This is a genomic window from Kitasatospora sp. NPDC088346 (assembly GCF_044740765.1).
Taxonomy (GTDB): Bacteria; Actinomycetota; Actinomycetes; order Streptomycetales; family Streptomycetaceae; genus Kitasatospora.
In genome coordinates this window covers 1-10938 of record NZ_JBIURH010000105.1, presented here as the reverse complement: position 1 = coordinate 10938, position 10938 = coordinate 1, and the positions used below count along the sequence as shown (strand labels likewise).

The window sequence follows — 10938 nt, the reverse complement described above, 5'->3', positions numbered from 1 at the left end:
ACAAGGCCCTGACCGTGACCACCGGTGACGTCACAGACGCCGCCGCGGTCGCCGGCCTCGCCGCCTCCCACGACGCCGTACTGTCGGCCGTCGGCTCCCGGATCGGCCAGGAGAACGACCACGCCACGATCGTCAGGCGGTCGCGGGCTGTTCGGGGTAGCCGGTGGCCGGTGGGTCGATGCCGAGGATCGCCCGGATGTAGAGCGGTGCGAGGAGTTGGTCGAGGATCTGTTCCAGGGGTGGGGGCCTCTCGCCGCGGGCGGTGGCCCGTCGGCGGATGTGTTCGATGGAGTGCGTCCGGCGTCGGAAGTGCTGCGCACGCTCGTCCTGGGCCTGGGCGGTGTTGGGCATGGACAGGATGACGGCGCGCACCAGGGCGCGTCCTTCGGGTGTGCGGATGCTCGCGGCGCTGGCTTCGGCCCAGGCGGTGAGGTCGCCGCGCAGGGTGCCGGTGTCGTTCAGCGGTGAGGTGCGTTCGAGGCGGGTGGTGACCATGTCGGCCAGAAGTGCGTCGAGGCTGCCCCAGCGCCGGTAGATGCTGGTGTGGTTGACGCCGGCGCGTTGCGCGATCGCGGGGATGTTGAGGTCTTCGCCCTGCGGGTCGCAGAGCAGGTCGATGACCGCCTGGTGGACGGCCGCGCGGACCTGTTCGGGGCTCTTGCGGATGCGTTCGGTGGGCTGTTTCGGAGTCACCCCCTCATTCTACGCCCCAAGCACAGATATTTGCTTAAAGGCACCTTGAGGGTCTACAGTTCTCATCACAAGCACAGATCAGTGCTTAATGCCGAGGAGGTTGTCATGAAGAACCTGCTGTTCCCGAACAACACCCAGTTCTGGTACGAGACCCTGCGCTCGATGAGCCACATCGCCTACGGCGGCGCCGACTTCGGCGAGGTCGTCGCCACCGGCGAGCGCATCGTCGAGGGCGACTACGACAGCTGGCACACCGAGTGGCTGGCCACCGCGGACCGGGTGGCCGACGAGGCCGAGCGCGCACTGAAGACAGGTCACAAGGTCAGCGCCCGGGACGGGTTCCTGCGGGCCTCCAACTACTACCGTTCGGCCGAGTTCTTCCTGCACGGCAACCCGTGCGACCCCCGCCACGACCACGCCTACGACCGCAGCGTGGCCTGCTTCCGGGCGGCGGCCGCGCTGTTCACCCCGGTCATCGAGCCGGTCGAGATCCCCTACGAGGGCACCACCCTGCCCGGCTACCTCTACCGGGTGGACACCACCGGCACACCGCGCCCGACCGTGATCATGCACTCCGGTTTCGACGGCACCGCCGAGGAGATGCACTTCGGTGGCGCGCTGGCGGCCGTCGAGCGCGGCTACACCGTGCTGGCCTTCGACGGCCCCGGCCAGCCCGGACCGCGCCACCACCAGGGCATGGTCTTCCGGCCCGACTGGGAGAACGTCATCACCCCCGTGATCGACTTCGTCGAGACCCTCCCGGAGGTCGACAACAGCCGGATCGCGCTGCTGGGTTCCAGCATGGGCGGCCTGCTCGCCCCCAGGGCCGCGGCCTTCGAGCACCGGCTGGCCGCCTGTATAGCCGTCGACGGGGTCTTCGACCTCGGACAGGTCTCCGTCCGCTTCACCCCCCACGACCGCGAGGAGGCCGAGCGCCTGCTGCGCGCCGAGCACGCCCCCGAACTCGACGCCGCCCTCGACGCGGTCATGGCCGACAACGCCACCGCACGCTGGGCGTTCAACCACGGCATGTACGTCATGGGCGTCGACACCCCCCGCGCCTTCGGTGCCGCCTACCTCGACTACACCCTCGCCGGCGGTATCGCCGAGAAGATCCAGTGCCCCACCCTGGTCTGCGACGCGGAGGAGGACGAGTTCTTCAAGGGCCAGCCCGAACAGCTCTACGACCACCTCACCTGCCCCAAGACCCTGATGCACTTCACCGTGGCGGAGGGCGCCGGCGCCCACTGCCACCCCGGCGCCATGCGCCTGGCCCTCGCCCGCATCTACGACTGGCTCGACGACACCCTCGCCACCACCAGCGCCTGACACCCGTCAGGGGAGACAGGTGGACGGGTGCGGGGGTCGGGTGCCGGGCTCTGCTGGTGGCCGCCTGGGCTGCCTGATGAGCCGCCTGGTTGGTGGTGGCCGGTTCGGGTTGTGGGTGGTCCACCCTCTGCAGCGGGCTGACCTGGTCTGGTGGCCCGGGGTGGACTACCGGGCGGGGAGTCGGTGTCGGGTAGTCCACCCGGCCGCCCCCGTCCGCTGCCCGCTGCCCGCCGCCCTCGGCCCGTCCGGCCTGGCCCGCCTGCCCCATCCGTCCCGCACGGGGTGTGTCTGTCCTCGGTCCGTCCGGCCCGGTGGGTTTTGTGACGGGCGGCTTGTCACGGAACCGGGCCGGGCTCCCAGCCCTCGGTTCGGTTCCGGTCCGGTTCCGTGACCTCATGGCGTTTCGAGCGCCCGTTTCGCCGTCTGGTGGACCAATCCGGGTGGGTGGTCGGCCCCTGTCCGGTGGTCTGGTGGCACTGCGGGGTGTGCCGGTTTCGGTGACGGCGTGTGTTCACCTCCCAGGCCGGGCGGGGTTCGGTGGGCGGTTCGGGGGTCGGGGCCGGGGCGGGGTGTTCCGGCGAATTGACGGCCTGTCGGAATGACGCCGGAAATGCCGCCGGTTTCCGTCCTGGTTTTCCTTGTCGATTCGGCTGGAATTACTGCCGGTCGGGGCCGTTTCGGCGGTTCGTGAATTCGTGGGGCGGGTTCGCCGGGGAGGCGGGCGGGGAGCGGTGCGCGCTCCGGGCGCTCCGGGGCGGGCGCGGGCCGTCAGGCCGCCGTGCCGGTGCCGGTCGGACGGCCACCGGGCCGCCGGGCTCGCCGGGGGCGGCGGGGGCGGCGGGGCCGGTCGGTCGGGCGGTACCGGTCCCGGGGGGCCGTAGGCCACCACCACCGCCCCGCCACGGCCCTGCTGCCACCGCCCCGGCGCCGCAGGCGCCCGGGCCCGCCACCAGCCCCCTGCGGGGCCGTCAGGGCCCGGCCCCCGGCCACCCCCGGTCCGGCCGCCAGGCCGGCACCCCTTCGCGGCCGCAGGCCGCCCGTGTGGCTCCTTCGGGGACAGGCCCTCCACCGACCTGCTCATGCCCACTCCACGCCGTGCTCGGCGAGCTGCGCGAGCTGCCCCGGCGTGAGCTTGGCCCGGCGGGCTTTCTGGTTGTTGAGCCAGGTGCCGAGCGCGAAAAGCGACACGACCACCTGCTCCTCGCCACCGGGGCCGGCCTCCACGGTCTCCAACGGCTCCCGGTGAGGCCGGGGCACCCGGGGATGACGCTCCCGCTCGACGAACTGGGCGAGCGCGACGAGGCCCTGGGTGAACCTGTCGCCGCGGGACACCTTCGGCTTCGCCTCGGCGGCGGCCTTCGCGGCCACCAGCTCCGGGCCGGCCTCGATGCCGATCGCCGTCAGCAGGTCCCGCTGGTCCTCCTCCAGGCCGGGCCAGCCGGCCCGCTGCGCCTGCACCCAGCGGCCGAGCTGCTCGCCTTCGAACACCGTGTCCGCGGGCAGCCGGGGCGAGTCGACCAGGCCGTCGGTGTCCAGCCACCACAGCCGGGCGGTCGCGTAGGCGCGCTGCCAGGTGACGCCGTTCGCGGACACGTCGAAGGCCGCCACCCCCATGCGCGGGTGGCGGCCTTCCATGCTGTTCGGGGCCGGGAGCCTTGGGGATCGTACGGGGTGATGAACCGGGTGCCGGCGTTGCCGTCCGGGCTGCTGGTTTGGGTGCTGCCTGCGGGGACCGGGGCGGTGTGTCGGATCAGGGCTCGAGGGTGACGGTGCAGTGTGTGGTTGTGCCGGTGTTGCCGCCGCGGATGGTGCAGGTATTGACCGGGCCGCCGCCGTCGATGGTGCCGGCGTTGCCGACCGCGGTGAGGGTGTTTCCTTCCTCGGTGGCGGTAGGGGTGCCTGTGCCGCGGGCGGCGGTGAAGACGTCGATACCGTTGCTGCCGTGGAAGGTTCCGGATCTGCCGTTCCCGGTGCCTGCGAGGCCCTGTGCGCCGTTGGCGGCGCCCCTGAATCCGGTGCCGCCCGGTCCGCCGTTCCCGCCGGTGATCGTCGTGATGGGGGCGGAGCCGGTGGTGCCCACGGCGTTGGTGTTGCCAGTGCCGCCCGCTCCGCCGTTGCCGACGGTGCTTTTGTTGTAGGGCGAAAGAGGCCGGTGTCCGTCCCCACCGCGGCCGCCGTTGCCGCCGCGGATGTCGACCGTGCGGGCTACCGTGACGGTTCCGGTGTTTCCGTCGCCGCCGTAACCGCCAGGCTGTGCGACGGACCCGATCGTAACCAGCAGTCCGCTGCGGCCACCGTTGCCGCCGTGGGCATGCAGCGCGTCGGCGGTCGCGGTTCCGCTGTTGGCGGGGCCGCCGTCGCCGCCACGTGGTCCGCCGCCGCCGTCGCCACCAGTGAGGGTGAGAGCGCGGGTCGCGTCGACGCGTGAGCTGTTTCCGGTGCCGCCGGTCCCGCCGATGCCACCGCGAGCGATCGAGTCGCCGCCGTTGCCGCCGGTCGCGGTGATGTCGGGTGCGGTGGTGGTGCCGCTGTTCCCGGCGCCGCCTGTCCCTGCGGGGTCGGGGCCTCCGCCCGAGCCTCCGTACAGCCGGGCGCGGCGTGAAGCGGTGACACGGCCGCTGTTGCCTGCACCGCCCTCGCCTGCCCTGCTGTCACCGCTGCCGCCGGTCGCGGTGATGTCGGGTGCGGTGACGGTGCCGCTGTTTCCGGCCCCGCCCGGCGTGCTGCCCGCGGCGCCGGGGCGGCTGCTGCCAGCGGTGAGGGTAGCGGAGACGGCGGCGGTGACGGTGCCGCTGTTCGCGGTGGCCCCGGCACTGTCAGGCCCCCCATTGCCGCCGGTGACGGCGGCGGTGGAGGCGTTCACCGTACCCGCATTGCCCACGCCCCCGAACGTGCCGTCGCCGCTCCAGCGGTACTGGCCACCTCCGTCTCCGCCCGCAGCGGTGACCGCTGCACCGGTTGCGTCGACGTGTCCTTCGGCGGTGTTGCCCGCAGCGCCGCTTCCGCCGGATGCGCCCAGGCCGGACTGTCCGGGAATACCACAGCCGGAACCGCAGGTGTTGGGCCCGCCTGCACCAGGTGCCCCCGCGTCCCCGCCACGGCCGCCGACGAGGGTGATGTCACCGCGTGCGCTTCCGGCCTTCACCTCCCCGGTGTTGGCAACGGCGCCGTTTCCACCGGCCGCAGCATCGCCTCCGTTACCGGCTTGGCCGCTCCCGCCGTTGCCACCGCCGTTACCGCCCTTGCCGCCGTTACCACCGCTGCCGCCGGTCAGAGTGACGTGATTGATGCGGCCGGCGGTGACGTCGATCAGGCCGCCCCTTCGGCACCATCCACCACCAGACCCTGCCCGACGGCGAACAACAGCACTTCGGCTACGACACCGAACTCCAACTGCTGACCGTCACCACCGGCGACGCCACCTGGCACTACCGATACGACCCGGCCGGGCACCTCGTCGCCGAGAGCGACTTCAACAACCGCACCCTCACCTACCTCAAGGACGGCGCCGACCAACTCCTGCGAACCACCGACACCTCCGGCCGCACCACCACGTTCACCTACGACCCGCTCGGCCAACTCACCGAACGCCGCAACCACGACGGCACCGCCACCACCCTCACCTACGACCACCGCGGCCTGCTGACCCGCATGACCGACGGCACCAGCACCGCCACCTACACCCACGACCCCGCCGGCCGCACCCTGAGCGAAACCGTCGACGGCCGCACCACCACCTACACCTACGACCTCCTCGGCCGCCGCACCACCCGCACCACCCCCACCGGCCTCCTGTCCACCTGGACCTGGGACGAGACCAACCAGCCCACCGCCCTCACCAGCCTCATCGACACCCTCACCTTCACCCGCGACGCCACCGGCCGCGAAACCACCAGCTACATCGGCACCGGCGCCGCCCTCACCCAGACCTGGGACACCAACAACCGCCTCACCGCCGAATCTATCTGGGCCCGCACCACCGACACCGGCACCTACCAGCTCGCCAAGGGCGAGAAGATCACGCTCCAGATCCGCATCGGTGCCACCGGGTCGGCCACCCCCGGCCACTACGAGGCGACCGCGTCGGGCGGGTCCGACCTGCTCAGCGACGACACCGGCGAGTACGTCACCATGACACCGGCGGACCCCGGTGCCGAACCCACCCCTCCCGCCGGGCCCGCGTCGCCCGGCACCGGCGCCCGCACCCCGGCCTCCGCCGTGCCCAAGGGCGTCATCGGCACCGACACCTGCACTCAGTTCGTCGGCCACACGGTCGCCGAGTTCACCGTCGCGAAGCCGACCCCGACCACCAGGCCGAGCACGATCCCCAGCAAGACCCCGGCCGTACCGGTCACCGCGACCAGTCCCGCGGCTCCCTCCACACGCCCCGCCACCCCCGGACCGACCGGCGCGACGAACGAACTGGCCGAGACCGGCGGGAACGGCACGACAACCCTCGCGGTCCTCGGCTCGGCCGCGCTCGCGGCGGGTACTGCCGCGCTCCTGGTTCTCCGCCGACGTAAGGGCGCCCACAGGTAGGCACGCCGCCGACATGTGACGGAAGGGGGCCTGCCTCCGGCCCGAACAAGATCACCGACTCTCCGGCATGGACCCAGTGCTGGGCGGCCAGTTGGCGGATCCGGGCCGCAACGGACTGCCGCCGTAGTCGGGGTGTCGACGGGTTGCTGGCCGTGGCTCTGGGGACGAGTGACCGGAGGACGTCGACCGGGTCCAGGTCCGGTGCGCGTGCCGGCCCGGGAACGCGGACGCCGCCCCGACGCACGTGGCGGATGGCCGGCGCCACCCGGCCGTCGGGTCGCCCGAAGAGGTGCACCGGTTGTCCTTCGGGCCGACCAACGTCGGGGCTCACAACGTGGGCATCCTCGCGGACCAGGGCACGAACGCCGCTGCGATGGCGGCCGCTGCCGCCGTCGAGATCCCGGCCGGCCGGGTGGAATCGAGCCGCTCGGCCCACGCGGGGGAGGTCACCCGGCCCCGAAGGCCACCCGGATGACCGGGCAGGCTTGCCACAGCCTGCTGATGGCGCGGGGATTTCGCATCCCAGTACCAGGAGCAACGTGGAGCCCGATTACCGATTCACCTCCCGAGATGTGGGGCCGCCGACGTCTCGGGAGGTGCCGGTCAGGCGGAGGTCGGCACTCGCTGGCTGCCGCGCTTCCCGGGCGCGAACACGAGCTGCCAGCCGACTGTGGTCGCCAGCGCCCAGATCAGCCATCCGGCGCCGAGATGCCGAGCGAAGAAGCCGAGCGCCGACAGCAGGAGCAGGCATGGCAGCGCCCAACCGAGCACGCTTTGCCACCGTGCACCGGAGACCGCGGCGGCCAGCACGCTGACGCCGAAGTACACCAGGAGACCGGCGCAGAGCAACCACCGCACGCCGTTCGCAGCAGGGTCGTGGGGATGCGCGAGGGCCAGGCCAAGGCCGGCGGCGACGGAGGCGAGCGCGCAGGTCGTCAGGCAGTGCAGGGACAGGGCCAGCCGCACCGGGAGATCGCGTCGGCCGGTCTTCGGGATCCCACCGAAGCCGTTGAGCAGCGACATGCTCCACAGGCCGGACAGGAGGGCGAACGAGCCCAGCGCCGCGCCGGCGAGGTGCACGTCCCAGGCGGTGTCGGCGGCGACCGTGGTGATCTGGATGACCCCCTCGCCGAGCACGATGATGACGTAGAGGCTCAGGCGCTCCATCAGGTGCGGCACATCGGCGTAGGCCGCCTCGATCACCGGCCGCCGCCCGCGGTCGCCGTTCTTCCTGACGAGGCGCTCCGCCCACTCCTGCGCGCCCCGCAGCATGTGGCCGCCTGCGTCCGCGAGTATGGCCAGCAGGTCGAACCCGATTCCCAGGGCCCACAGCCAGTAGCGGGCCGGAGCATCCACCCACAGCGACACGATCCATGGCAGGACACCGAGGCCCATCTGGGCCACCGGCCAGTCCATCACGACCCGCCCGCGCCGCCAGAACCGGCTGGACAGCCAGCGCAGGAAGACGTACGCGGCGACGAACGCGAGGTAGTGCCTGGTGCCGCGGATCCCGGGGACGGCCGCGACCATGACGGCGAGGCCGAGCATCGCCAAGAGGAGACCGGGTGTCCAGGCACGGTCCCCCTCGACGTTCCCGTAAACGGTGAAGCAGACCCAGGCGATCCAGAAGGCGAGGTACAGCAGGACGTACAGGGCGAGATCGGCGGCCGTCGGGCCCTCGTGCAGGAGGTGTGACAGCTGCAGCACGCCCGCGACGACGACGAGGTCGAAAAAGAGCTCCGTCCAGGAGGCATGCCGCTCCGCGCCACCCGCCGACTCGGCGGTGTTCATGAATGTCATGAGGTGATCATCGGTCATGTTCCAGGACCAGTCTGGAGGATGCCCGGGCGGCCCGGGGCACGGCCCGGTGCTCATCAGCCCGTACGACACCTGCTCCAGCTTGGCCAACAGCCGGCGCGCCACAAGAACCGCCCCGGGACTGCACACCGAGCTTCCACAGCGACGGGTTGTCCGCCCCGCCGGCCGGCGCCGGGGCAGCCTCCACCGCCGCGGCAAACCGTCGCGTGAGGGCCGCTCGTGCGGCGCCCCAGCACCACCCGGCGCAGCGGCTCCAGCGCCTGCTCCAGCTCCATGGCCCGAGCGTAGCCGCCTATTCCGTCCAGGGTGCGACGCGTTTGCCTGGCACGCCCGCACCAGGCACTGGCTTCGAGACGGGGCTCACGGCCCGGGCCATTCAAAGATGCAAGAGCTGTCCGGCGGCCGGCGGACGCCGACAACGGGGGTCGAGGTCCAGGACGACGGCCTCGCCGGCGAATTCGCCTACATGAAGGTCAGCGCCCTCCACCCCCAGTTCGAGATCGTCTTCCATCTCGAGGACGGCCGGACCCTCACCGCCGCCGAGATCTGGATCCCCAGGCCCGGACCGGAGGACATCACCGTCCGCTACCAGGACATCGACGTCTTCCGCACCCTTCGCCGGTCCCTTCGCGGGCGGGACCGGTTGCAGCGAGACTCCCAGACTCTCGCACGCGCCCAGGAACGAGGAGGACACGAACACCGCGCCCTGGTCCACGACCACCGTCTCCGGCATGATCACCGGCCGCGCCGCCGCCCCCTTGAACCGGTCGTCCAGACTCAGCAGCCGCTCGTAGGGGACCACCGAGCGCTGCAGCGCCAAGGCGGCGTCCCAGCCCGGACGCATCCGCATCGGCGCGACCATCTCCGCCAGCAGGACCGCCGCGTCCACCGAACCGGTACCCGGCGGCCGCAGCACCGCCGCACACACCGACCGCGTCGCCACATCGAGAGCGATCGTCAACTCCGGACGGCCCGTCACCCCGTCCGCCAGCACCGCCAGGACATCCAAAGGGGTGCTGTCCATCATCACCAGCTCACCGGGCCGCAGCGCGACCGTCGGCCTGAACGGCGCCGCCGGCCGCGAGCCGTGCGAACGCCGCTGCGCCGCGCTGCCCAGCAGTCCCTGGCCGCCGGCCAGCGCGTGCACCAGTCGGTTGAACGTCGACGCCGGCGGCACAGCCACCACCCCGGGACCGTGCACCTCCTCCAGGTGCCAGCGGACCTGGTCGCGCAACCGCGTCAGCGTGCCCGTCGACCGATCCCGCTGCCGCCCCAGCACCGCCATCACAACCTCCACGACCCGCTGATCGGCCCGCCCCACGGCAGATGCCGGGCGTGTGGTGCGCCGGTCCACCAACCCCCACACCCCCTGGTCCCGGTACCGCGCCCGCATCCGGCGCACCGTCGTCACGCTCGTCGCCGCCCCGGCCGCTGTCAGCTCCGCCGCCTTGGCCGTCTCGCGCTGCGCCAGCGTGGTCACCGCCGGGTCGTACCCGGCCCGCGGCACCTGGCCGGGGACGGCTGCGCCCGACTCGACTTCCCGCACGTGCCGCTCCCAGGCCAGGGCTTGCTGACGCACGTGGTCGGGAAGCGTGTCCAGGAGCCCGGCCGCCGCCATCTTGACCTGGGGCGGGCCGCCGATGACCTCGAATTGGGGATCGGCCAGCAGATGGGACAGCAGCACCGTGGAGATGGCACCCGCCTCCCCGAGGAGGCGTGCGCGGGCGCCTTCGAGCGCGGCGAGCGTCCAGGCGCGGCCGTCCCACCGCACCTGGTCTCCCACGGCCAGCACGGTGCCGCTCATCCTGCGGCCCGGGTTGCCGTCGTGGTGGCCATGGTCCGCTCGTGCAGCGGCTGGTCCAGGGGAGCGCTGAGCACCCCGCTCCACAGTGCGTGGAAGACCACCGGCCATGCCGCGATGGGCTCCCCGAGCCGCCGTACCCCCTCGATGAGCGGGAGCGGCTGAGCGAAGAGGCCGACGACCCTCTCCATCGCGGTCCTGTTGCCGTGGCGCGGATGCCGATAACCCGACAGCCACCGCACGTTGGCCGCGAGCACTGGGTCAGGGGGCCGCGCGATGCGGTAGTGCCAACCGACGGCCCGGGCCGCGGCAGCCATCGCAGCGGCGCGGTCAGCCAGGCGAGTGGGGACACCCTCACTGCCTACGCAGTCGACCAGCAGGCCGCTGCCGTCCCGCAGCCGTGCCATCAGGTGCGGGGCATGCACGGCAACGGTGTCGTCCTCTCCCAGCCACGCCAGCTCCACCGGGCTGCAGGCCAGCGCGACCACCTGTGGGTCGTGGTCCAGCAGCATGATCTGGGTGCGCATCGCGCCGAAGCCGTAGTGCACCAGGCGCCCGGTCGACGCCGACCACCACCACCCCGGAGCGATCCGACGCCCGCGTTGCACGGGGAAGGTTCGCACCGACGCCAACTCCTCCAACGTCACCCCGTGCGCGGCCCGGCCGATCGCAGCTTGAGCCGTTGATCTGCACCCGCTGACGAACCGGTTCTACGCGCCGAAGCCGTCATCCGGGGCGTCACCCGCAGGGGCCACGCA

General features: G+C 72.3%; 8 protein-coding genes and 1 pseudogene. 3 read left to right on the top strand and 6 right to left on the bottom strand.

Annotated features, from left to right (window positions below; genetic code table 11):
• Nucleotides 1-132 precede the first annotated feature (132 nt).
• Nucleotides 133-693 carry a TetR/AcrR family transcriptional regulator C-terminal ligand-binding domain-containing protein gene (locus ACIOFR_RS41325; RefSeq protein WP_401005860.1) on the bottom strand — a complete coding sequence of 187 codons (561 nt, stop codon included), beginning with the start codon at nt 691-693 and terminating at the stop codon, nt 133-135.
• Between the two features lie 105 nt (nt 694-798).
• Here ACIOFR_RS41325 and ACIOFR_RS41320 point away from each other — a divergent pair, with 105 nt between their 5' ends.
• Nucleotides 799-2022: an alpha/beta fold hydrolase gene (locus ACIOFR_RS41320; RefSeq protein WP_401005858.1), complete on the top strand. Its 1224-nt coding sequence runs from the start codon at nt 799-801 to the stop codon at nt 2020-2022.
• A 1077-nt stretch (nt 2023-3099) separates the two neighbouring features.
• Here the strand turns inward: ACIOFR_RS41320 and ACIOFR_RS41315 are convergent.
• Together ACIOFR_RS41315 and ACIOFR_RS41310 are read right to left on the bottom strand one after the other, a co-directional pair.
• Nucleotides 3100-3657, bottom strand: coding sequence for a helicase associated domain-containing protein (locus ACIOFR_RS41315; RefSeq protein ID WP_401005856.1), 558 nt, complete (start codon nt 3655-3657; stop codon nt 3100-3102).
• Between the two features lie 115 nt (nt 3658-3772).
• Nucleotides 3773-5167 (bottom strand): hypothetical protein, encoded by a 1395-nt coding sequence (locus ACIOFR_RS41310; protein WP_401005854.1) that lies wholly within the window; start codon nt 5165-5167, stop codon nt 3773-3775.
• Between the two features lie 185 nt (nt 5168-5352).
• On the opposite strand from ACIOFR_RS41310, the pseudogene ACIOFR_RS41305 reads away from it, so the two are divergent.
• Nucleotides 5353-5643 (top strand): annotated as a pseudogene (locus ACIOFR_RS41305) (hypothetical protein); the annotation flags it as partial.
• 30 nt (nt 5644-5673) lie between these two features.
• The gene (locus ACIOFR_RS41300; RefSeq protein WP_401005852.1) at nt 5674-6561 is read left to right on the top strand and encodes an LPXTG cell wall anchor domain-containing protein; all 888 of its coding nucleotides are present in this window, start codon (nt 5674-5676) and stop codon (nt 6559-6561) included.
• 603 nt (nt 6562-7164) lie between these two features.
• Here ACIOFR_RS41300 and ACIOFR_RS41295 read toward each other — a convergent pair.
• The 3 genes from ACIOFR_RS41295 to ACIOFR_RS41285 all read right to left on the bottom strand — a co-directional run bounded on the left by ACIOFR_RS41295 (nt 7165) and on the right by ACIOFR_RS41285 (nt 10827).
• On the bottom strand, nt 7165-8361 hold the full coding sequence (locus tag ACIOFR_RS41295; protein ID WP_401005850.1) for a low temperature requirement protein A: 1197 nt from the start codon (nt 8359-8361) through the stop codon (nt 7165-7167).
• A 394-nt stretch (nt 8362-8755) separates the two neighbouring features.
• Nucleotides 8756-10183 carry a hypothetical protein gene (locus tag ACIOFR_RS41290; RefSeq protein WP_401005848.1) on the bottom strand — a complete coding sequence of 476 codons (1428 nt, stop codon included), beginning with the start codon at nt 10181-10183 and terminating at the stop codon, nt 8756-8758.
• On the bottom strand, nt 10180-10827 hold the full coding sequence (locus ACIOFR_RS41285; protein ID WP_401005846.1) for a TnsA-like heteromeric transposase endonuclease subunit: 648 nt from the start codon (nt 10825-10827) through the stop codon (nt 10180-10182). Before ACIOFR_RS41285 ends, ACIOFR_RS41290 begins: the two co-directional genes overlap by 4 nt.
• Between the last annotated feature and the right edge of the window lie 111 nt (nt 10828-10938).

What these genes read in the sequence shown, in the direction of transcription:
- ACIOFR_RS41320 (WP_401005858.1), top strand. Translation starts at nt 799, where the DNA reads ATGAAGAACCTGCTGTTCCCGAACAACACCCAGTTCTGGTACGAGACC.
- ACIOFR_RS41315 (WP_401005856.1), bottom strand. Translation starts at nt 3,657, where the DNA reads ATGGAAGGCCGCCACCCGCGCATGGGGGTGGCGGCCTTCGACGTGTCC.
- ACIOFR_RS41300 (WP_401005852.1), top strand. Translation starts at nt 5,674, where the DNA reads ATGACCGACGGCACCAGCACCGCCACCTACACCCACGACCCCGCCGGC.
- ACIOFR_RS41295 (WP_401005850.1), bottom strand. Translation starts at nt 8,361, where the DNA reads ATGACATTCATGAACACCGCCGAGTCGGCGGGTGGCGCGGAGCGGCAT.
- ACIOFR_RS41290 (WP_401005848.1), bottom strand. Translation starts at nt 10,183, where the DNA reads ATGAGCGGCACCGTGCTGGCCGTGGGAGACCAGGTGCGGTGGGACGGC.